Source organism: Methyloversatilis discipulorum (genome assembly GCF_018780585.1).
Lineage (GTDB): Bacteria > Pseudomonadota > Gammaproteobacteria > Burkholderiales > Rhodocyclaceae > Methyloversatilis > Methyloversatilis discipulorum_B.
Window position 1 is genome coordinate 41,613 of sequence record NZ_JADMJL010000009.1, and the last position, 21,895, is coordinate 63,507.

The window sequence follows — 21,895 nt, forward strand, 5'->3', positions numbered from 1 at the left end:
AATCCGGGGTAGGTCGGGCAGGGCGGTCAGCGGCCGCCCTCGTCGAGATTGAGCGAGAATTCGGCGAACGAAGCGCCGCTCGGCTCGGTCGATTCGAGGTCGCGCAGTTCCGGACTGGGCGTATCGACCTTGGGTGTATCGGTCACGCCGAACTGCGAATTGTTGATGAGCCAGGACAGATTGGTCGGCGAGTCGGAATTCGACAGCGCTTCGTCGAGCGTGATTTCGCCCTCGCGATAGAGGCGGAACAGATCCTGTTCGAAGGTCTGAGAGCCGGGCGCCATGCTGCGCTCCATCGCTTCCTTCACGCTGTTGATTTCGCCGCGCTCGACCAGTTCGGAAATATGGCGCGTGTTCAGCAGCACTTCGACCGCCGGCATGCGGCGCCCATCCGGCTTGCGCACCAGACGTTGTGAAATGATGCCCTTCAGTGTGACCGACAGGTCGAGGAAGAGCAGCGGACGGCTGTCCAGCGGGAAGAAATTGACGATGCGGTTCAGCGCGTGGTGGGCGTTGTTGGCGTGCAGCGTCGCCAGGCAGAGGTGGCCGGTCTGCGCGTAGGCGAGCGCGGCCTGCATCGTTTCGACGTCGCGGATCTCACCGATCAGGATGCAGTCCGGCGCCTGGCGCATTGCGTTCTTCAGCGCCGGCGCCCAGCCCTCGGTGTCCATGCCGATCTCGCGCTGGTTCACGATCGATTTCTTGTGCTTGAACAGGTACTCGATCGGGTCTTCGACCGTCAGGATGTGGCCCGACTTGTTGGCGTTGCGATGGTCGATCATCGCCGCCATCGTCGTCGACTTGCCGGAACCGGTGGCGCCGACGACCAGGATGAGCCCGCGCTTTTCCATGATCAGCTCGGTCAGCACCGGCGGCAGGCCCAGCGTGTCGAGCGGCGGAATGTCGCCGAGGATGTAGCGCACCACCATGGCGATGCTGCCACGCTGCCAGAACATGTTGACCCGGAAGTTGCCGAGGTCGCGCCGGCCGAAGGACAGGTTCAGTTCGCGCGTCTTCTCGAACCTCTGCTGCTGCTCGTCGCTGAGCATTTCGTAGGCCATGCGCTGGATCGTTTCCGGATCCATCACACGCTGGTTGATCGGCACCGTGGTGCCCTGGATCTTGATCGCGATCGGCGCGCCGGCCGAAATGAAGATGTCGGAGGCGTTCTTGTCCGCCATGACCTGGAACAGCTTGTCGAGAATCACGGCGGGCCTCCGACGGCAGCGACTTCAGTGGATCAGTAAGGGCTCAGGCGCGCAGCAGTTCGTTGATGCTGGTCTTGGCGCGCGTCTGCGCGTCGACCCGCTTCACGATGACCGCGCAGTACAGGCTGTACTTGCCGTCGGCCGACGGCAGGTTGCCGGACACGACGACCGAACCTTCGGGCACGCGGCCGTACATCACCTCGCCGGTGGCGCGGTCGTAGATCTTGGTGCTCTGGCCGATGTACACACCCATCGAGATGACGCAGTTGTCCTCGACGATGACGCCTTCGACCACTTCCGAGCGGGCGCCGATGAAGCAGTTGTCACCGATGATGGTCGGGTTGGCCTGCACCGGCTCGAGCACGCCGCCGATGCCGACGCCGCCCGACAGGTGCACGTTCTTGCCGATCTGTGCGCAGGAACCGACGGTGGCCCAGGTGTCGACCATGGTGCCTTCACCGACGTAGGCGCCGATGTTCACGTAGGAGGGCATCAGCACCGCGTTCTTCGCGATGAAGGCGCCGCGGCGCACGGTGGCCGGCGGCACGACGCGGAAACCGCCGGCGCGGAAGGCCGCTTCGTCGTAGCCGGCGAACTTCATCGGCACCTTGTCGTAGTAGCGCGTTTCGGCGCCGTCCATGACGACGTTGTCCTGCATGCGGAAGGACAGCAGCACCGCCTTCTTGATCCACTGGTGGGTGACCCACTCGCCGTCGATGCGCTCGGCGACGCGCAGTGCGCCGCTGTCCAGCTGCGAAAGGACGAAGTCGATGGCTTCGCGCACCTCGGCCGGTGCATTGGTCGGCGAGTACTGGGTGCGGTTTTCGAAGGCGGTTTCGATGATCTGCTGTGCGGCCTGCATGGAGGGTGTCCCGTAAGTTTTATGGTGTGGAGGGTAGTGGCGCCGCGGCTCAGAGCGCGCGGCAGAACTGCACGATGCGTTCGGCGGCCTCGATGCACTCGCCGGCGGGTGCCACCAGCGCGATGCGGACAAAGCCAGCCCCCGGATTGATGCCGTGGGCGTTGCGGGCAAGGTAGCTGCCCGGCAAGACTGCAACATTATATTCGGCGAGCAGGCGGCGGGCGAATTCGGCGTCATCGATCGGCGTGCGCGCCCACAGGTAGAAGCTGGCGTCCGGCAGCGGCGCGTCCATGACAGACGCAATCAGCGGTTGCACCGCGTCGAACTTCGCCCGGTACTGGTCCCGGTTGTCGCGCACGTGCGCCTCGTCCTGCCAGGCCGCGATGCTGGCACGCTGAACCGCCAGCCCCATCGCACTGCCGTGGTAGGTGCGGTAGAGCAGGAAGCGCTTGAGCAGGCGGGCGTCGCCAGCGACGAAGCCGGAGCGCAGACCGGGCACGTTGGAACGCTTGGACAGGCTCGAAAACACCACCAGCCGTTCGAAACCGCTGCGGCCCAGGGCCTGCGCGGCCTGAAGGCCGCCGAGCGGCGGTGCTGCCTCGTCGAAATAGATTTCCGAATAGCACTCGTCCGAGGCGATCACGAAGTTGTGGCGGTCGGCCAGTTCGAACAGCGTGCGCCATTCGTCCAGCGTCATCACTTTGCCGCAGGGATTGGCCGGCGAGCACACATAGACCAGCTGCACGCCCCGCCAGTCGGCCTCCGGGATGCGGTCGAAATTGCAGGCGAAACGGTCGTCCGGCAGCTGGTTGTAGAAGGCGATCCGGGCGCCGGCCAGCAGGGCCGCGCCTTCGTAGATCTGGTAGAAAGGGTTGGGCGCCAGCACCTTGGCGTCCGGCCGGCTGGCGTCGATCACGCACTGCGCGAACGAGAACAGCGCCTCGCGCGAACCATTCACCGGCAGCACCTGGGTCGCCGCATTCACGGCAGGCAGACCGTAGCGGCGCTGCAGCCAGGCCGCGATACACTCGCGCAGCGCATCGATGCCAGCCGTCGTCGGATAGACCGCGAGGCCGTCCAATGCGCCGGTCAGTGCGTCCTTGATCAGCTGAGGCGTGGCATGCTGCGGCTCGCCGATCGACAGGCGCACCAGCGGCAGATCGGCTGGGCCGGTCACGCCGGCGGTCAATTCCTTCAGTCTTTCAAAGGGATAGGGTTGAAGCAGAGACAGATGGGGCGTGACGGGCAGGGTGTCGTTCAGCATGAAAGTCAGCAATTTCGGTTCTTGAAGCCGTTGGCGTCGATGGTGGCGCCCGGAAACGCATAAGTATACGTCCCGATGCTCACTTCCCGCCGGCCGTCTTCACGGCTGCTGCCCTCGGTCGCGCTGCTCGCCGGCGCCGTCATCTGGGGCCTAATCTGGTACCCCTACCGCGTCATCGACGCCGCCGGCATGGGCGGTGTGACCGCCACCTTCATCACCTACGGCCTTGCCTTCATGTTCGGCCTGATCCCGCTGTGGCCGGTACTGCGCCGCACCCGGCCCAGCTTCTGGCTGGTCGCGCTGGCGCTGGCGGCCGCCGGCACCAATCTCGGTTATGTGCTCGGCACCCTGGACGGCGTGGTGATGCGCGTGCTGCTGCTGTTCTACCTGTCGCCGCTATGGACTGTGCTGCTGTCGCGCCTGCTGCTGGGCGAACGGCTGAGCCGGGCCGGCACCGGTGTGATCGCGCTGTCGCTGGCCGGTGCCTTCGTCATGCTGTGGCGGCCGGAACTGGGTCTGCCCTGGCCGCAGGGCTCGGCCGAGTGGATGGGCCTGGGCGCCGGCGTCTGCTTCGCGCTCGCCAACGTGCTCATCCGCCGCACCGCCCACATCGAGATCGAACAGAAGGTGATGGCCGTCTTCCTCGGCGTCATCGCCGTAGCACCCGTCGCTGCCTGGCTGCGTGGCGAAGCCCCGCTGCAGCAGTTCGCCGCCATCGGCGTCGACACCTGGCTACTGCTGGCGCTGATCGGCGGCGTGCTGCTGCTGGTCAATCTGGTGGTGCAGTACGGCATCACCTTCCTCAGCGCCAACGCCGCGATCGCGCTCTTCCTGTTCGAACTGGTGGTCGCCGCGATTTCGTCCTTGTGGCTGGCGGGTGAGGTGATGGGGCTGAAGGAGTGGATAGGCGGCGCGATGATCATCGCGGCCAGTCTGTTTTCGGGGCACTTGGAGGCGCCGGCGCCGGAGAGCGAAACCGCTCCTCGCGCGTAGCGGCGGATCAGTATCCGGCAGACGCACTCCACGAGGCGCCACTGCGTGCTGGTCGCTGTAATGATGTGCAACCTGCCGCGGAGGCGCGGCCTGCGATCCTACAGATGGAAATCGCCCGCCGCCTCCGGCTGGTAAAGCACGCGCTCGATCCGGATGCGCCGGGTCCGGTGCGGCATACGCCAGTCGATGCAATCGCCCTCCCGGTAACCGAGGATCGCGGTGCCGACACTCGAGCACACCGACAGTTTCCCGGCACTGCCGTCCGCGTCCTGCGGGTAGACCAGAGCCACTTCCATTTTCTCGTCGTCCAGATGCAGCACGGCCCGCGAGTTCATCGTGACCACGTCCCGCGCCACCTTGCGCGAATCGACGACGATGGCGCGCTCGACCTCGTGTTCGAGATCGACCACATCCGCGTCGTCCTCCAGCGCGATCAGGTTCCGGAGCCGGGCCTGGTCGATTTCGGTGACGTAGATCCCGGAGGGGTCATCGACCGTATCCTCGCGCAGACGCTGCAGATAGCGCTCCGAACTCATCGCGAATGACTTCAGCGTCGGTGTCTCGCTTTCGAGCACGAAGCCACAGCGCAGGAAGGCCTTCAGCGAGCGCGTGTTGTCGGCGTGAATCCTGGCGATCAGCTTCTCGGCCCGCATGTCGAAGAAGGCGAGCTTCATGCCTTCGCGCAGCGCACTGGCGCCTAGCCTGCGGCCCCAGTTGTCGCGGTCTCCGATGACCAGCACGATTTCGCAGTCTGCGCCGTTCTTGACGAGGCGGACGAAGCCCACCGGCCGATCATGCCGGTCGCAGGCCATGAAGAAGCGGCCGCCCTGGTTGAACAGATGGGTCAGGACGGGTAGCTGGACCCGGTTGACGACCTGTTCGATGTGGCGGGAGACATGACGCGAATCGCTCAGGTAGCGGACGACGTTCTCGTCCTCCAGCCAGTCCATCAGATTCAGCGCGTTGGCCCGGGTGATTTCCGGGCACAGAGAAATGAAAGGCTTGCTCATTTTCACCCCATTCGATTTCAAGGATGAAAGCCTTCCATGGTCAGTGCCATGACGGTTCTTTCGACTGAGGCGGCATTTTAAGGCAGTGGGCACGAACGGGCCAGTTCGCGCGCCGCAGCAGACACAGCTTGCCTCAGGCAGAAGGACCGATGCCCGTGCTTTCGCGTCATGCGCGGCGAGGGAGCCGTAAGGTCGCTTTTCACGCGTTCGCAAGAATGCGTGACTTGGTACGGATGTGACAGGTGTTGCACTGCACAAGATACGACTTTTGGCCTAGCATGAAATCGTTACCTTCGTGTGGATCGAACGATGCAACGCGATACCGAAGAAATCTACCCACTCGGCTGCAAGCGCAAGGTGGCGGGCGAGTACCGGGTGCATTACTACGGCTACTGGATCAAGATCTATGAGCCGCCCGCTGACTCGCTGTCGGCGAAGAAGAAGCTGATCGAGGCCTTGACCCGGCGCCTGTTCAACCATGTCGAGCACGGCATCAACATTCCGGGCTCCCGCCTGAACGAGGCACGCGCTGCCTACGATGCCGAGCAGGATCCCGCGCTCAAGCGGGTCAAGGGCGGCATGCTCGCGGGGGCGCTGTTCAACCGTGCGACGGACATATTCACGAGGCTGGTCGAACTGCAGGCGGCGGGCGTCGAGATCGACAGCGACAACGGCCTGATGCGCGAGTGCGGCCACTGTCTTCAGGAAGCGCTGGAACTCGGGCGCTCGGTGCGGCACCGCAGCGGCGAAGAAGGCATCGACGAAATGTGGGGCGAGCCGTTCAAGGCATTTTCAGTGCCGGTCGAGTCGTTCTACGAAAGCCGCTACATCAAGATCGCGCTCACCATGCGCGATATCGATCTGATCGCCGGCGAACTGTGCGACACCTTCGGCAATCGCCCGCGCTTCAAGGGGATTTCCGACCTTGTCGTGAGCTTCGCCGATGCGGCCAAGATCAAGACGGAAACCTTGCGCACGGACAAGTCCATCTTTGATGTCTGGGCCAGCTTCGCGGTGTCGGCTGAAGAACTGCTCGCCTTCGTGCCGGACGATGCGGACTGTACGGATGCCGAACGGCGCGATCTCGATCTGGGTGTGCGCCTGATCCGTCAGGGCACGGAACTGCTGAGCGACATCACACGGGCACGGGTGCCGATGCCCAAGAGCACGCGCGACTTCGTCACGCGCTGCGCCGATTACCGCTTGCGTGCGCCGTCCTGTTGATGCGATCGCCAAGGCAGGCACGGGCGTGATCGCCGCAGTACTGCCGCGAAACCGTCGCCGTGCCCGGTGTGGTGTCCGATCATGCAATGAGCCACAACGGACGGGCTGAAACCGCCCGGCGGCTGAAGGACTGACCGACCGTATCGATGTGGGCGGCATGGCGTTTGCCGCCCGGCCGTGCCCACCCGGTCAAAGCCGGAGAGCGGGGGGCGATGCTATCATTCGCGCCAATCCGGCCATTCCCGGCCTCATCTGCCCGACTCTGCCCCTCCCGCCGCCGACCCGTGCGACTGTCCAAGCTCAAACTCGCCGGTTTCAAGACCTTCGTCGATCCGACCACCATACAGATGCCTGGCCAGCTGGTCGGCGTGGTGGGGCCGAACGGCTGCGGCAAATCCAACATCATCGACGCGGTGCGCTGGGTGCTCGGCGAGTCGCGTGCGTCCGCCTTGCGCGGCGACGCGATGACCGACGTCATCTTCAATGGTTCGGGTACGCGCAAGCCGGTGGGCCGGGCCAGCGTCGAACTGGTGTTCGACAACGCGCAGGGCAGGGCGGCCGGGCAGTGGTCGCAGTACGCCGAAATCGCGGTCAAGCGGGTGCTCGAGCGCGATGGTCAGTCGGATTACTTCATCAACAACACCCGCGTGCGCCGGCGCGACGTGATCGACGTGTTCCTCGGCACCGGCCTGGGCCCGCGCGCCTACGCCATCATCGAGCAGGGCATGATCACCCGCATCATCGAGGCGCGCCCGGAAGAGCTGCGCGCCTTCCTCGAAGAGGCGGCGGGCATCACCAAGTACCGCGAGCGGCGCAAGGAAACACAGGGCCGGCTCGACGACGCGCGCGACAACCTGGTGCGGCTGGACGATATCGTCGGCGAACTGGGCACGCGTATCGAACGGCTGCAGAAGCAGGCCGAGATCGCCGCCCGCTACACCGACATGAACCGCCGCCTGTCCGAGCGGCAGGCGCTGCTGTGGGCGATGAAGCAGCGTTCGGCAGCGGCCGAGGCCGACGCGCTGACGCTGGAAGCCGGCCGCATCGAGAACGACATCGAGCGTGAGACCGCGGCGCTGCGCCACCACGAGGCGGCGCTGGAGCGCATCCGCACCGAACATTTCGCCAGTTCCGAGGCGGTGCACGCGGCACAGGCGGAACTGCTGACCGCCAATGCCGAAGCCAGTCGCCTCGAAGACGACCTGAAGCGCGCCGCCGAGAACCGGCACAAGCTGGAAGCGCGCATCGCCCAGCTCGAGGGCGAAGTGGCGAACTGGCGCGCGCGCATCGAGGCGATCGAGACCGACACCGGCCGCTGGACCGAACTGGCCGAGCACGCGGCGCACCGCATCGAACAGGCGGAAGCGCGTCACGAAACGACCAGCGCGCTGCTGCCCGAAGCGGAAGCCGCTTTCCAGGAAGCGGAACAGCAGGCCAGCCTCGCGCGGCGCGAACTCGCCGCGGTCGAGCAGCAGCTCAAGGTCGAGGAAACCCACCGCGCCAACGCCGGCCGCACGCTCAATTCACTGGCCGGACGGCGCGAGCGCATCGCGCACGACGAGGCGCAGCTGATCGAGCCCGACCGCGAGGCGCTGGCGCAGGCGCAGGACAAGCTCGAATCGCTGCAGATGGCGCAGGAGGCGGCGCAGCAGCGTCTGCAGGCCGCACAGAACGCGGTGCCGCAACTGCAGGCGCAGGTGCGCAACGCGCAGGACGCCGAGCGCGCCGCCACGCGGACGCTGACCGAAACCCGCGCCCGTCGCGACGCGCTGGTCGAGCTGCAGCGCAAGACGCAGACCGACGGCAAGCTCGCCCCCTGGCTGGCCGCGCTCGGCCTGCAGGACGCGAAGCCGCTGTGGCAGTCGCTGCAGGTCGATGCCGGCTGGGAACTGGCGGTCGAGGCGGTGCTGCGCGAACGGCTGGGCGCGCTCGAAGCGGCGTCGGCCGATACGCTGGCGTCTGCCTGCGCGGCCGGTGCGGCACCGCAGAACCTGACGCTCGCACTCCCCGGCAGCGACGCGCGCGCGGACGTCGGTGCCGACAGCCTGCGCCACCGCGTGCGCGCCCACGACGCGCGCTGGGACGCACTGCTCGATCTGTGGCTGGGTCCGGTCGCCGCCGTCGAGTCGCTGGATTTCGCCGCCAGCGGTCTGCGCGTCGACCAGGAAGGCCGTGTCGCGCAGGGCGCGTCGCTGACGCTGTATGCGCCGGACGCCCGCACGCACGGCGTGCTCGAGCGCGCGCGCGACATCGACCGTCTCGCCGAGGAGATCGAACTCGCCGACGCCCAGCTCGCCGAATCGCGCGAGGCGCTGCGCGAAGCCGAGTCGGCACTGGCCGGCGCACACGAGGAACAGGCCGCCGCGCGGCGCGAACAGCAGTCGCTGACCCAGGCTGCGCACAGCGCCCAGGTCGAGCAGATCAAGCTGGCACAGGCGGTGTCGCGCTACGACGAACAGCGCGCGGGGCTGGCGCGCGATCGCGCCGAAGTCGATCAGGCCGAGCAGACCGAGCGTGCCCACCTTGAACGCGCCGACGCCGAGATCGAGCGCGCGCGCGAACTGATCGAGGTGCAGCGCATGCGACTCGACGCCGCGACCGAGGCGCAGAAGAACGCCGACAGCCAGCTGCGCGAGGCGCGCTTCGCCGATCAGGCGGCGGCGCGCGAACTGCAGGAGGCGAACTTCTCGCAGCGTGAATGCACGAGCCGCCTGACCGATCTGGCGAACAACCTCGCGGTGGCCCGGACCCAGCTCGAGAACGCCGAACTGGAGTGCGCGCTGCGCCGCGACGAATTCGCGCAGATCGACGAAGGCAGCATAGACAGCCGGCTGCAGCAGGTGCTGGACAACCGCCGGGCGCGCGAACAGGTGCTGGCCACCTGCCGCGACGCGCAGGAAGTGCTCGCCGCCCAGCTGCGCGAACTGGAATCGCAGCGCGCCAATACCGAACACCTGCTGGCGCCGGCGCGCGAGCGGTTGGCCGAACTGAAGCTGAAACAGCAGGCGGCCGCGCTGAATGCCGAACAGTACGCGCAGCGCCTGGGCGAGATCGAACTGCCGGACGGCCGGCTCGATGCGCTGCTGGCCGAGGGCGAGGCGGAGAAGGTGCGCGAGGGCGCACTGACTGCAGAGATCAGCCGCCTGACGCGGGAAATCGCGGCACTCGGCGCGGTGAACCTCGCCGCGCTGGAAGAGTTGGCGCAAGCCAGCGAGCGCAAGGGTTATCTCGATGCGCAATCGACCGATCTGCGCGATGCCATCGCCACGCTGGAAGACGCCATCCGCCGCATGGACCGCGACACGCGCGCCCTGCTCAAGGAGACGTATGATCGCGTCAATACCGAGTTCGGCCGCATCTTCCCGGAACTGTTCGGTGGCGGTGAGGCCCGACTGGTCATGACCGGCGACGAGATTCTGGATGCGGGCCTGCAGGTGTTCGCGCAGCCGCCGGGCAAGCGCAACGCGTCGATCCAGCTGCTGTCCGGCGGCGAGAAGGCGCTGACCGCGACGGCGCTGGTGTTTGCCTTCTTCCAGCTCAACCCGGCACCGTTCTGCATGCTGGACGAGGTCGATGCGCCGCTGGACGACACGAATACCGAACGCTTCTGCGAAATGGTGAAGCGCATGTCCGCTTCGACGCAGTTCGTGTTCATCAGTCACAACAAGATCACGATGGAAATGGCGCAACAGCTGGTTGGCGTCACCATGCAGGAGCGCGGGTGTTCGCGCGTGGTCGAGGTCGATATGGAAGCGGCGCTGAAACTGCGCGACGAAGCGCTCAGCGTCTGAACAAAAAGGGATACGGATTCATGCAACTGACTGAACTGCAGATGGGGCTGATCGCGCTCGGCGTGGTCGGTGTCGGTGCCGTGATCGGCTACAACCTGTGGCAGGAGCGGCGCCACCGCCGTACGGCCGAACGCGCGCTCGGCGACGCCCAGCCCGACGTGCTGATCGATCCGCTGCACCAGCCATCGCGCCGCGTCGAACCGACGCTGGATTTCGACCTGGGCAGCGATCTCGGCAACGAGCTCGCGAGCGACACGCCGGTCGGGCCGGCGATCGATCTGCCGACGGACGAGCGGATGAGCGCCGCGGCCGACGACACCGTGCAGCTTGCCCCGCAGCGCGAGCCGGTGCTCAAAGCGGCGCCGGCTGATGACACAGCGCCGGCGTGGGCCGATGCCAAGGTCGAAGAAGTCATCGTCGTCGAACTGGAGGCGCCGATTGCGGCAACCGAGTTCCAGCGCGCTTGGGGCGAGCTGACGCGTCAGGTCGATACCGGCCTGCGCCTGCGTGGCCGCGACGAACAGGCCGGCCGCTGGCTGGAGCTGACGCCGGAGACCGCCGGCAATCTGTCGCGCATCGAAATGGCGGTGCAGCTCGCCGATCGCCGCGGCCCGCTCAGCGAGGCCTCGCTGTCGGCGCTGGCGCACGCGCTGCAGGCCGTCGCCGACCGCTTCCTCGCCGTCGTGCATTTCCCCGACGCACGCGATCTGCTCACCCGTGCGCGTGAGCTCGACAGCTTCGCCGCGTCGGTCGACGTGCAGATCGGCCTCAACCTGGTGGCCGGTGAACACCCGATTTCCGGCACCAAGCTCCGTGGTCTGGCCGAAGCGCAGGGCTTCGCGCTCGATAACGGCCTGTTCCGCGCGCGCGACGATGCCGGCGCGACGATCTACACGCTGGGCAATCTCGACGCCGCCGAATTCATCGCCGAAACGATGAAGAACCTGCAGACGCCGGGCGTGACACTGCTGCTTGACGTGCCTACGGTCGCCGACGGCGCGCGCAATTTCGACCGCATGGTCACCATGGCCGAACAGTTCGCGCACGCGCTCGGCGCCCGCGTGGTCGATGACAACCGGCAGCCGCTGTCGCCCGCTTCGCTTGGCGTGATCCGCAGCAAGATTGCCGAATTCCAGACCCGCATGACGCAGTTCGGCGTAGCGCCGGGCAGCGCGTCGGCGCGCCGCCTGTTCAGCTGATGGATGCGGCTGTCCTTGCGCGCGCGGCCGAGCTGCGCGCGCAGATCGCCCGTCACGACCGCCTCTACTACGAACTCGACGCACCGGAGATTCCGGACGCGGAATACGACCGCCTGTTTCGCGAACTGCAGGCGCTGGAAGCCGAGTACCCGACGCTGCGCACAGCCGATTCGCCGACGCAGCGGGTCGGCGGCAAGCCGCTCGACAGCTTCGCGCCGGTGCGCCACGTCGTGCCCATGCTGTCGATCCGCACCGAAACCGATACCGAGGCGAGCGGCGCGCTGAATTTTGACGCCCGTGTGCGGCGCGAACTTGGACTGACCGAGGAGGCGCCGCCGGTCGAATATGCCGCCGAACTGAAGTTCGACGGCCTCGCCATCAATCTGCGCTATGAAAACGGCGTACTGGTGCTCGCCGCCACGCGTGGCGACGGCGAGACCGGCGAGGACGTGACGCAGAACGTGCGCACCATCCGCGATGTGCCGCTGGCGCTGAAGCCGCTTCCGACCACGGGCCAGCCCTCGCTGTTCGATGCACCCGGCCTGCCCGAGGTGCTGGAGGTGCGCGGCGAGGTCTACATGCGGCGCGACGACTTCGACGCCTTCAATGCACGCGCCATCGAGGCGGGCGAGAAGACGCTGGTGAACCCGCGCAACGGTGCGGCAGGCAGCATCCGCCAGCTCGACCCGGCGATCGCGGCGAAGAGGCCCTTGTCCTTCTATGCCTACGGCCTCGGCGAAGTGCGCGGCTGGACGCTGCCCGACACCCACGCCGGTGTGCTCGACGCGCTGGCCGCCTTCGGCCTGCCGGTCAGCGAGCACCGCGCGGTGTGTAGCGGCGGCGAGGCGCTGGCCGCATTCCACGCGCGCATTGCCGAGGCGCGGCCGACGTTGCCCTTCGACATCGACGGCGTGGTCTACAAGGTGAACAGCCTGGCCCTGCAGCAGCGCATGGGTTTCGTCACCCGCGAGCCGCGCTGGGCGGTGGCGCACAAGTACCCGGCGCAGGAAGCGCTCACCACGGTGCAGGACATCGAGGTGCAGGTCGGTCGCACCGGCAAGCTCACGCCGGTGGCGCGGCTGGCGCCGGTGTTCGTCGGTGGCGTGACGGTGACCAACGCGACGCTGCACAACGAATCGGAAATCCGACGCAAGGACGTGCATGTCGGCGACACCGTCATCGTGCGCCGCGCAGGTGATGTCATACCTGAGGTCGTGTCGGTGCTGTCGGACAGACGGCCGGCGGACGCGCGTGCATTCTCCATGCCCAGCCACTGTCCGGTCTGCGGTTCGGACGTGGTGCGTGAAGAAGGCGAGGTCGATCATCGCTGCACCGGGGGCTTGTACTGTTCAGCGCAGCGCAAGCAGGCGCTGCTGCATTTCGCGCAGCGTCGCGCGATGGACATCGAAGGATTGGGTGACAAGCTGGTCGAGCAACTGGTGGATGGCGGACTGATCCGCAGCCTGCCTGACCTCTACCGGCTGGGCGTGCTCAAGCTGGCCGAGCTGGATCGCATGGCGGTGAAGTCGGCGGAAAACCTGGTGACCGCACTGGAACAGTCCAAGCGCACCACGCTGGGGCGCTTCCTGTTCGGTCTGGGCATCCGCCACGTCGGCGAGGCGACCGCCAAGGATCTGGCGCGCCACCTAGGCAGCATGGATCGCATCATGGACGCTTCGGTCGAGGAACTGGCCCAGGTGCCTGACGTCGGTCCGGTGGTCGCGGCCAGCATCCACACCTTCTTCGCGCAGCCGCACAACCGCGAGGTGGTCGAGCAGCTGCGCGCCTGCGGCATCGTCTGGGAAGAGGGCGAAGCACAGGTGGCGAGCGGTCCACTGGTCGGCAAGACAGTGGTGCTCACCGGCACGCTGCCCACGCTTTCGCGCGATCAGGCCAAGGACTTGCTTGAGGCTGCGGGCGCGAAAGTGGCCGGCAGCGTGTCGAAAAAGACCGATTTCGTGGTGGCTGGCACGGACGCCGGTTCCAAGCTCACAAAAGCGCAAGAACTGGGCATTAATATTCTCGATGAATCCGGGCTCATGTCGATGCTCGAGAAAAGGGAGCCATAGAACGATGAAATCCGTACGCAAAGCAGTCTTTCCCGTCGCCGGTCTGGGCAGCCGTTTCCTGCCCGCCACCAAGGCCAACCCGAAGGAAATGCTGCCGGTGGTCGACAAGCCGCTGATCCAGTACGCCGTCGAGGAAGCCGTGGCCGCCGGCTGCACCGACCTCATCTTCATCACCGGTCGCACCAAGCGCTCGATCGCCGACCACTTCGACAAGGCCTACGAGCTCGAGCACGAGCTCGAGATGAAGAAGAAACATGACCTGCTGGCGCTGTGCAACACGGTGCCCAAGCACGTGAACTGCATCTACATCCGCCAGTCGGAACCGCTCGGCCTGGGCCACGCCGTGCTGTGCGCGGCGCCGGTCGTCGGTGACGAGCCGTTCGCCGTGCTGCTGGCCGACGACCTGATCGACGGCGAGCCGCCGATCCTGAAGCAGATGACCGACATCTTCGACCGCTTCGGCCGCTCCATCCTCGGCGTGCAGCAGGTGCCGCGCAGCCAGACCGGCAGCTACGGCATCGTCAGCACCGACGCCGACGTCGGCGGCCTGTACGGCGTGACCGGCATCGTCGAGAAGCCGAAGCCCGAAGTGGCGCCGTCTACGCTGGCCGTGGTCGGCCGTTACGTGCTGACGCCGCGCATTTTCGATCACCTGCGCGCGATCACGCCGGGTGCCGGCGGCGAGCTGCAGCTGACCGACGCGATCGCCGCGCTGCTGAAGGAAGAGGCGGTGCTGGCCTATCCGTTCAAGGGCACGCGCTACGACTGCGGTTCCAAGCTGGGCTATCTGCAGGCGACCGTCGCACTGGCGCGCAAGCATCCTGAAGTCGGCGCAGCATTCACCGCCTGGATGGACGCGCAGGAAGTGTCGCGCGAAGAGATTTCGCGCGAAGCCGACGCAGCGTGAGTCGTCTGGCCGACGCGCAGGCACTGCTTGCAGGTGCCGACCTGATCTGTTCCGCCGCTGAAGTCGAGGCGGCGGTCGATCGGGTCGCGCGGGAGATCACGGCGGCGGTCGGCGACAGCTACCCGCTGCTGCTGTCGGTGATGGGCGGCGCTGTCGTGTTCACCGGCAACCTGCTGCCCAAGCTCGCGTTTCCGCTCGACTTCGACTACCTGCATGTCACCCGCTACGGCGACGAGACCTCGGGCGGCGAACTGCGCTGGATCAACGAGCCGCGCACGCCGCTGGTCGGGCGCACCGTGCTCGTGCTCGACGACATCCTCGACGAGGGCATCACGCTGGCGGCGATCCGCCAGCACATCCTGTCCAAGGGCGCGACGCGTTGCCTGACCGCTGTGTTCTCGGACAAGCAGATCGGTCGCGCCAAGCCGATCACCGCCGACTTCACCGGGCTGGAACTGCCCAACCGCTACGTGTTCGGCTACGGCATGGACGTGCGCGGTGCGTGGCGCAATCTGCCGGCCATTTACGCGCTGAAGGAGTAGGGCGTGACAGACGCCGGAACCGACGCGCTGCCGGTCTTCCTCGACATCGAGGCGTCCGGCTTCGGTGCCGGCAGCTATCCGATCGAAGTGGGCTGCGTGCTGCCGGACGGGCGCACGCTGTGCTGTCTGGTGCGTCCGCCGGAGCAGTGGCGGCACTGGGATGCCAGCGCCGAGTCCATCCACCACATCACGCGCGACGTGCTGATGCAGCACGGTCTGCCGGTCGAGGAGGTCGTGTGCCGGCTCGACGAGGCGCTGCGCGGGCGCGAGGTGTACAGCGATGCCTGGGGCAACGATTACGCCTGGCTGTCGCGCCTCTACGACGAGGCGGATCGCGTGCCGCGCTTTCATCTGCGCAGCCTGCGCGAACTGCTGAACGAAGACCAGGCGGCGCGCTGGCATGGGGTCAAGCAGGCGGTGGCGGAAGAGCTGCACACCACGCGCCATCGCGCCAGCAACGACGCGCGCGTGCTGCAGACCACCTACGCACGGCTGCGTGCACAGGCGGCGATCGAGCGCCGCACCTGAAGCCAGGCTCCGGACGAGGCACACATGAAAAGAGCGCCCTTGGGCGCTCTTTTCATTTCATTCGACGCTGCCCGGATATCAGGCTTCGTCGCGCGAAGCGCGCTTGCGCTCGTGTTCCTTCAGGTGACGCTTGCGCAGGCGGATGTTCTTCGGCGTGATCTCGACCAGTTCGTCGTCGGCGATGAATTCGATCGCCGATTCCAGTGTCAGCGCGATCGGCGGAATCAGGCGCACGGCTTCGTCGGTGCCCGAGGCGCGCACGTTGGTGAGCTGCTTGCCCTTGATCGGGTTCACCACCAGGTCGTTGTCGCGCGAGTGGATGCCGATGATCATGCCTTCGTACAGCACATCGCCCGGATTGACGAACATGCGGCCGCGGTCCTGCAGGTTCCACAGCGCGTAGGCGACTGCTTCGCCGTCGTTCTGCGAAATGAGCACGCCGTTGCGACGTTCCGACATGGCGCCGGCCATCGGGCCGTAGTCGTCGAACACGTGGCTGGCCAGACCGGTGCCGCGGGTCAGCGTCAGGAATTCGCCCTGGAAGCCGATCAGGCCGCGCGCCGGAATGCGGTACTCGATGCGCACACGGCCCTTGCCGTCCGGCTGCATGTCCTGCATTTCGCCGCGGCGACGACCCAGTTCTTCCATCACGCCGCCCTGATGGGTTTCCTCGACGTCGACGGTGAGCATTTCGTACGGCTCGCACTTCACGCCGTCGATTTCCTTGAACACCACGCGCGGGCGGCCGACCGCCAGTTCGTAGCCTTCACGGCGCATGTTTTCCAGCAGGATGGTCAGGTGCAGTTCGCCGCGGCCCGATACCAGGAACACGTCGGAGTCGTCGGTGTACTCGACGCGCAGCGCCACGTTCTTCAGCAGTTCCTTTTCCAGGCGCTCGCGGATCTGGCGGCTGGTGACGAACTTGCCTTCGCGACCGGCCAGCGGCGAGGCGTTCACCATGAAGTTCATCGTCAGCGTCGGCTCGTCGACCGCGATCGGCTTCATCGGCTCGGGCGATTCGGGATCGCAGATGGTGACGCCGATGCCGACCTGCTCGATGCCGGACACCAGCACGATGTCGCCGGCACTGGCCGATTCCGCCTGCGTGCGGTCCAGGCCCTTGAAGGTGAGGACCTGGCCGACCTTGGCCTTGCCGCGGCTTTCGTCGCCGTAATAGACGACGACTTCCTGGTTCGGCTTGATGCGGCCGCGCTTGATGCGGCCGATGCCGAGCTGGCCGATATAGGTCGAGTAGTCGAGCGAACAGATCTGCAGCTGCAGCGGCGCGTCTTCATCGACTTCCGGCTGCGGCACGTGCTTCAGGATGGTTTCGAACAGCGGGCGCATGTCGGTGCCCGGCTTGTCGGCGTCCAGCATGGCGAAGCCGTTCAGCGCAGAGGCGAACACGACCGGGAAGTCGAGCTGTTCGTCGGTGGCACCCAGCTTGTCGAACAGATCGAAGGTGTGGTTGATCACCCAGTCCGGACGGGCGCCCGGACGGTCGATCTTGTTCACGACGACGATGGGCTTCAGGCCCAGCGCGAGTGCCTTGCGGGTGACGAAGCGGGTCTGCGGCATCGGGCCTTCGACGGCGTCGACCAGCAGCAGCACGGAATCGACCATCGACAGCACGCGCTCGACCTCGCCGCCGAAGTCGGCGTGGCCCGGGGTGTCGACGATGTTGATGTGCGTGCCTTCGTATTCGATCGCGCAGTTCTTGGCGAGAATCGTGATGCCGCGTTCTTTTTCGATATCGCCGGAATCCATGACCCGCTCGGACACCTGCTGGTGCGATGCGAAGGTGCCGGATTGGCGCAGCAGCTGGTCAACCAGCGTGGTCTTGCCATGATCGACGTGCGCGATGATGGCGATGTTGCGTATGGAGCGGGACATGGGAATGGTGCGGCGCAAAAGATAAACACACGAGTTTAGCACGCCAAGTTCGCAAGACGTCAGGTGCCCGGACGGAGGGCGTTCCGGCTGCTAGACTCGCCGGTCATCCAATCAGGAGTTCCGGAACGATGCTGGCCATCATTGGCGGAAGCGGGCTGACCCAGCTTGCCAACCTCGACGTCACGCGGCGCGAGGTCGTGCGTACCCCTTACGGCGAACCGTCCGGTCCGCTCACCTTCGGCCGTCTCGGTGGGCACGAACTGGTGTTCATCGCCCGCCATGGCTACGGCCACACGATTCCGCCGCATCGCGTCAATTACCGCGCGAACATCTCGGCGCTGAAGAGCGTCGGGGTAGACAAGGTCGTATCGGTGGCGTCCGTCGGCGGCATCCGGCCCGACCTGGCGCCGGGCAGCCTGGTCGTGCCGGATCAGATCATCGACTACACCTGGGGCCGCCATTCGACCTTTTTCGACGGCCACGACGGACAGGTGAAGCATGTCGATTTCACCGAACCCTACGACAGCGCCCTGCGTGCTCGGCTGCTTGCCGCCGCGACGCTGGCCGGCGAGGCGGTGATCGACGGGGCCGTCTATGCAGCCACCCAGGGACCGCGCCTCGAAACCGCGGCCGAGATCAACCGTTTCGAGCGCGACGGCGCCGACGTCGTCGGCATGACCGGCATGCCCGAGGCGGTGCTGGCGCGCGAAGCCGGTTTGGCTTACGCGGCGCTCAATGTGGTGGTGAATCACGCGGCCGGTCGCGGCGATTCCGCGCACGGCATCCAGATGTCGGCCATCGAAGCCATGCTGCAGGAGGCGATGATGCGCGTGCGTCACCTGCTCGAGCGCTTGTGCCAGGAAGGAGTGTGCCCGTGATCCGCGACATCCTGCGTATGGGCGACCCGCGCCTGCTGCGTGTTTCGCGGCCGGTCGAGCGTTTCGATACGGCGGAGCTCGACGCACTGGTGACCGACCTGATGGACACCATGCAGGCGGCCAACGGCGCCGGCCTCGCGGCACCACAGATCGGCGTCGACCTGCGCGTCGTCATCTTCGGCGGCTCGCCGTCCGTGCGCTATCCGGACGCGCCGGTCGTGCCTTTCACCGTGCTTGTCAATCCAGTGCTGACGCCGCTCGGCCACGACATGGAGGAGGGCTGGGAGGGCTGTCTGTCCGTGCCTGGTCTCCGCGGCGTCGTGCCGCGTTACAGCCGGCTGCAATACAGCGGTTTCGATCCGGCGGGCAAGCCGATCTCGCGCGAGGCCGAAGGTTTTCACGCGCGCGTCGTGCAGCACGAATGCGACCATCTGGATGGCATCCTCTATCCAATGCGGGTGCGTGACTTCAGTCGCTTCGGCTATACCGACGTGCTGTTCCCGGGCGTCGAGGATGGTGACGACTGACGGGGTCTGAGCGGGCACTGCTATCGTGAACCGAGGGCCCTTCTCGCCCCGGCAAAAGCCCGTATCGAAGTCTGTAGATGGCCATCGCCGTGTCGCGGCCAAGGCCGTTCCCACAGGAGATGCGCCCGACCCACAGTCTGAGTCCGGGCCGGGGTTCTGTGGGAGGGGTCTTGACCCCGATAGCCGCCTGCATCGAAGTCTGCGGATGGCCGCCGCCGTGTCGCGGCCAAGGCCGCTCCCACAGGGGTGCGCCCGACCCACGGCCTGAGCCGGGGCCGGGGTTCTGTGGGAGGGGTCTCCTGACCCCGACGGGGCCGGCGATCGACAACGACCGGTCATTCGAAGGCCGAAGTCGCGGTCGGACGATCCTTGTTTACAGGCTGCTGGTGACGGAGGCCGTGGCTGCGCGCGCCGCGATCCAGGCTTCCAGTTCGGCCGCCGGCAGCGGTTTGCTGAACAGGAAGCCCTGTACGCATTCACAGCCCAGGTTGCCGAGGAATGCGTACTGCGCGTCGGTTTCCACCCCTTCGGCGATCACCGTCAGACCGAGGTTGTGCGCCAGACTGATGGTGGCTGCACAGATCGCGGCGTCGTCTGGATCGTTCTCGATGTCCTTGACGAAGGAACGATCGATCTTCAGCCGCTGCAAGGGCATGAGCTTCAGGTGGCTCAGCGACGAATAGCCGGTGCCGAAGTCGTCGATCGCCAGTTCGAGGCCCAGTTCGCGCAGCTGGGCCAGCATGCGCAGCGTGTTGTCGGCGTCCTCCATGGCGACGCTCTCGGTAATCTCCAGTTCGAGGTCGCCCGGCTTCAGGTCGTACTTCAGTACGACGTCCTTCACCTGCCGCAGCAGATTCTTCGAGCGCAGCTGTCGCGCCGACAGGTTGACGGCGATCCGCATCTGCAGGCCCATGGCGCGCCAGACACTGAGCTGGCGACAGGCTTCCTGCAGTATCCATTCGCCAAGGCGGATGATGAGATCGCTTTCCTCGGCAATCGGAATGAACTTGTTCGGCGGCACCAGACCGCGCTCCGGGTGCTCCCAGCGCACCAGCACCTCGACCCCCATCAGCCGACCGCTGCCGGTTTCGATCTGCGGCTGGTAGTGCAGCACGAACTGCCGCTTGGCGATCGCCTGGTGCAGGCTGCTCTGCAGCGTCAGCCGTTCGCTGGCGTTGGCCGACATGCTGTCGTTGAAGAACTGGTAGTTATTCCGGCCGGCAGCCTTGGCGTGATACATCGCGCTGTCGACATTGCGCAGCAGGTCATCCACCGTTTCGCCGTCGTTCGGAAAGACGCCGATGCCGACGCTGGGCGTCGAGTGCAGCTGGTAGGCCTCGACCGCGTAGGGCGCGGACAGGGCGGCGACGATCTTCTCGGCCACGGCAGCCGCGGTCAGTGTGGTCACCATGTCGGTCACCAGGACGACGAATTCGTCGCCACCGAGGCGTGCCACGACGTCGCTCTGTCGCACGCAGCGCTGCAGACGCTTGCCCACCTCGACCAGCAACGCGTCGCCGACATGATGGCCCAGCGTGTCGTTGATGTCCTTGAAGTGGTCCATGTCTATCATCAGCACCGCAAACAGCGTGCTGTGTCGGCGCGCATGTGCCATCACCTGTTCCATGCGCAGCTGCAGCGACAGACGGTTGGGCAGACCGGTCAGCATGTCGTGGTGCGCGAGGTGGTGGATCTTCCTTTCCGCCTCCCTGCGCTCGCTGATGTCGGCAAAGGAATGCACGTAGTGAGCGATGCGCCCGCCCGGTTCGCGGACCGGATAGATGCTGAGCGACTTCGGATAGCTTTCGCCGCTGGCGCGCTGGTCGTCGAGTTCGCCCCGCCAGTAGCCGTCGCGTTCGAGCTGATCGGCGAATTCTCTGCGCGATTCCTCGCTGTACGGACAGCTGACCACCGCCGACGCGGGTCGTCCGCTGGCCGCGCTCTCGTCGATGCCGGTCAGTGCGCTGAACGCCGGATTCACGGTGACGACGCGTCCGCGCGCATCGGTGACCATGATGGCTTCGTTCAGACTGTCGATCACGCTGGCTGCGAGCGACAGTTCGGCGTCGCGCATCTGCAACCGGCGCAACTGCAGCTGTCGAAGATAGAGCAGGGCGGCAATGGCCAGCGACACGGCGGCGCCGGCCCCCCAGATGCCGAGCACGCGCGCGCTGCCGTAGCCGTTCTGCCAGCCGCCTGCCGGGACGGCGGCCAGTTGCCAGCGCGCGTTGTCGGGCAGTACGACGTCGACCAGTACCGGTGTCTGGTCGAACAACGCCGCGTCGCCATGGAAGACCTCGCCCGCCGCGCCCAGCCCGTCGCGACCGCGCAGCGCGTAACGCAGGTCGCCGCGCTCAGGCAGGAGACCGCTGGCTTCGAGCAGTGAATCGAAGCGCAGCACGACGGCAACCAGGCCCCAGTAACGTTCGGGCTGTCCGTTTCGCGCCGGAAGATAGACCGGAAAGCGGTTGATCAGCCCGACGCCCCCCTGCACCAGTTCGAGCGGGCCGGCGAGTACGAAGCGACGGGACTTCATCATCTGCACGACGGCGTCACGTTGCGACGGCGTATCGAGATAGTTCAGACCGATTGCGCGTTCGTTGCCGGCGAGCGGATAGACCTCGCGCACCACGTTGTCCGGCGCCACCGAAATGTTCCGCAGATGGCGGCCGTAGGCCAGCATGCGTTCGGCGACGCGATCGAAGGAAGCGCGGTCGAAGTCCGGATTGGCGGCGATGAAACTGACCAGACCGAGCGACAGGTGGGCGGCGCTGTTGACCTCGCTCTCCAGCCGCGCCCGCACCTGTCCGGCCTGCGCCGTCACGGCGCTGCGCTCTCGCTGATGCAGTTCCGCCGCCTCGTTCCCTGCGATGTAGGCGGTGAGTGCCAGACCCGCCAGCAGCGCCACCAGTGCAACGATCAGTGGTCGCGCGCGGTCGGTCATCGTGAAGGGTGCGGGTTCGTCGCGGGTCAGGCTCAAGGCAGGGTTCCGTCCTCGTC

General features: G+C 66.4%; 16 protein-coding genes. 10 read left to right on the plus strand and 6 right to left on the minus strand.

The window, feature by feature from the left end; all coding sequences use genetic code 11:
* Nucleotides 1–26: 26 nt before the first annotated feature.
* Genes IV112_RS03255 through dapC form a run of 3 tightly spaced genes read right to left on the minus strand, consistent with a single transcriptional unit; the run spans nucleotide 27 to nucleotide 3,334 of the window.
* Complete coding sequence (locus tag IV112_RS03255) at nucleotides 27–1,208, minus strand: PilT/PilU family type 4a pilus ATPase (protein WP_304001022.1); 1,182 nt, start codon at nucleotides 1,206–1,208, stop codon at nucleotides 27–29.
* 43 nt (nucleotides 1,209–1,251) lie between these two features.
* Nucleotides 1,252–2,070, minus strand: a complete 819-nt coding sequence (dapD, locus tag IV112_RS03260) for a 2,3,4,5-tetrahydropyridine-2,6-dicarboxylate N-succinyltransferase (protein ID WP_019918184.1) — start codon at nucleotides 2,068–2,070, stop codon at nucleotides 1,252–1,254.
* A gap of 49 nt (nucleotides 2,071–2,119) precedes the next feature.
* Entirely contained in the window at nucleotides 2,120–3,334 is a 1,215-nt protein-coding gene (dapC, locus tag IV112_RS03265; RefSeq protein WP_304001023.1) for a succinyldiaminopimelate transaminase, read from the minus strand.
* 75 nt (nucleotides 3,335–3,409) lie between these two features.
* Here dapC and IV112_RS03270 point away from each other — a divergent pair, with 75 nt between their 5' ends.
* The gene (locus tag IV112_RS03270) at nucleotides 3,410–4,327 is read left to right on the plus strand and encodes a DMT family transporter (protein WP_304001024.1); all 918 of its coding nucleotides are present in this window, start codon (nucleotides 3,410–3,412) and stop codon (nucleotides 4,325–4,327) included.
* A 98-nt stretch (nucleotides 4,328–4,425) separates the two neighbouring features.
* On the opposite strand, the gene IV112_RS03275 is transcribed toward IV112_RS03270, so the two are convergent.
* Complete coding sequence (locus tag IV112_RS03275; protein WP_304001025.1) at nucleotides 4,426–5,277, minus strand: bifunctional GNAT family N-acetyltransferase/nucleoside diphosphate kinase regulator; 852 nt, start codon at nucleotides 5,275–5,277, stop codon at nucleotides 4,426–4,428.
* Between the two features lie 369 nt (nucleotides 5,278–5,646).
* Here IV112_RS03275 and IV112_RS03280 point away from each other — a divergent pair, with 369 nt between their 5' ends.
* The 7 genes from IV112_RS03280 to IV112_RS03310 all read left to right on the plus strand — a co-directional run bounded on the left by IV112_RS03280 (nucleotide 5,647) and on the right by IV112_RS03310 (nucleotide 15,597).
* Complete coding sequence (locus tag IV112_RS03280) at nucleotides 5,647–6,561, plus strand: hypothetical protein (protein ID WP_304001026.1); 915 nt, start codon at nucleotides 5,647–5,649, stop codon at nucleotides 6,559–6,561.
* A 284-nt stretch (nucleotides 6,562–6,845) separates the two neighbouring features.
* Nucleotides 6,846–10,352, plus strand: coding sequence for a chromosome segregation protein SMC (smc, locus tag IV112_RS03285; RefSeq protein WP_304001027.1), 3,507 nt, complete (start codon nucleotides 6,846–6,848; stop codon nucleotides 10,350–10,352).
* A gap of 20 nt (nucleotides 10,353–10,372) precedes the next feature.
* A complete protein-coding gene (locus tag IV112_RS03290) occupies nucleotides 10,373–11,551 on the plus strand; it encodes a cell division protein ZipA C-terminal FtsZ-binding domain-containing protein (RefSeq protein WP_304001028.1) in 1,179 nt (392 codons plus the stop codon).
* Nucleotides 11,551–13,620: an NAD-dependent DNA ligase LigA gene (gene ligA, locus IV112_RS03295; RefSeq protein WP_304001029.1), complete on the plus strand. Its 2,070-nt coding sequence runs from the start codon at nucleotides 11,551–11,553 to the stop codon at nucleotides 13,618–13,620. The genes IV112_RS03290 and ligA overlap by 1 nt, the downstream gene beginning before the upstream one ends.
* A gap of 4 nt (nucleotides 13,621–13,624) precedes the next feature.
* Nucleotides 13,625–14,527: a UTP--glucose-1-phosphate uridylyltransferase GalU gene (gene galU, locus IV112_RS03300; RefSeq protein ID WP_020164771.1), complete on the plus strand. Its 903-nt coding sequence runs from the start codon at nucleotides 13,625–13,627 to the stop codon at nucleotides 14,525–14,527.
* A complete protein-coding gene (locus IV112_RS03305; RefSeq protein ID WP_304001030.1) occupies nucleotides 14,524–15,069 on the plus strand; it encodes a hypoxanthine-guanine phosphoribosyltransferase in 546 nt (181 codons plus the stop codon). The genes galU and IV112_RS03305 overlap by 4 nt, the downstream gene beginning before the upstream one ends.
* Nucleotides 15,070–15,072: 3 nt before the next feature.
* Entirely contained in the window at nucleotides 15,073–15,597 is a 525-nt protein-coding gene (locus tag IV112_RS03310) for a 3'-5' exonuclease (RefSeq protein ID WP_020164769.1), read from the plus strand.
* Nucleotides 15,598–15,675: 78 nt separating this feature from the next.
* Here IV112_RS03310 and typA read toward each other — a convergent pair whose 3' ends face one another.
* A complete protein-coding gene (gene typA / locus IV112_RS03315) occupies nucleotides 15,676–17,490 on the minus strand; it encodes a translational GTPase TypA (protein ID WP_020164768.1) in 1,815 nt (604 codons plus the stop codon).
* A 128-nt stretch (nucleotides 17,491–17,618) separates the two neighbouring features.
* Between typA and IV112_RS03320 the strand changes: the two genes are divergently transcribed.
* Entirely contained in the window at nucleotides 17,619–18,368 is a 750-nt protein-coding gene (locus tag IV112_RS03320; protein WP_304001031.1) for an S-methyl-5'-thioinosine phosphorylase, read from the plus strand.
* Nucleotides 18,365–18,895, plus strand: coding sequence for a peptide deformylase (gene def / locus IV112_RS03325; RefSeq protein ID WP_304001032.1), 531 nt, complete (start codon nucleotides 18,365–18,367; stop codon nucleotides 18,893–18,895). Before IV112_RS03320 ends, def begins: the two co-directional genes overlap by 4 nt.
* 373 nt (nucleotides 18,896–19,268) lie before the next feature.
* On the opposite strand, the gene IV112_RS03330 is transcribed toward def, so the two are convergent.
* Nucleotides 19,269–21,875 carry a bifunctional diguanylate cyclase/phosphodiesterase gene (locus IV112_RS03330; protein ID WP_304001033.1) on the minus strand — a complete coding sequence of 869 codons (2,607 nt, stop codon included), beginning with the start codon at nucleotides 21,873–21,875 and terminating at the stop codon, nucleotides 19,269–19,271.
* Nucleotides 21,876–21,895: the final 20 nt, after the last annotated feature.

Coding starts and splice junctions, on each gene's coding strand:
- IV112_RS03270 (WP_304001024.1), top strand. CDS start 3,410: ATGCTCACTTCCCGCCGGCCGTCTTCACGGCTGCTGCCCTCGGTCGCG.
- dapC (WP_304001023.1), bottom strand. CDS start 3,334: ATGCTGAACGACACCCTGCCCGTCACGCCCCATCTGTCTCTGCTTCAA.
- IV112_RS03280 (WP_304001026.1), top strand. CDS start 5,647: ATGCAACGCGATACCGAAGAAATCTACCCACTCGGCTGCAAGCGCAAG.
- typA (WP_020164768.1), bottom strand. CDS start 17,490: ATGTCCCGCTCCATACGCAACATCGCCATCATCGCGCACGTCGATCAT.
- galU (WP_020164771.1), top strand. CDS start 13,625: ATGAAATCCGTACGCAAAGCAGTCTTTCCCGTCGCCGGTCTGGGCAGC.
- IV112_RS03290 (WP_304001028.1), top strand. CDS start 10,373: ATGCAACTGACTGAACTGCAGATGGGGCTGATCGCGCTCGGCGTGGTC.
- IV112_RS03275 (WP_304001025.1), bottom strand. CDS start 5,277: ATGGACTGGCTGGAGGACGAGAACGTCGTCCGCTACCTGAGCGATTCG.
- ligA (WP_304001029.1), top strand. CDS start 11,551: ATGGATGCGGCTGTCCTTGCGCGCGCGGCCGAGCTGCGCGCGCAGATC.
- IV112_RS03320 (WP_304001031.1), top strand. CDS start 17,619: ATGCTGGCCATCATTGGCGGAAGCGGGCTGACCCAGCTTGCCAACCTC.
- dapD (WP_019918184.1), bottom strand. CDS start 2,070: ATGCAGGCCGCACAGCAGATCATCGAAACCGCCTTCGAAAACCGCACC.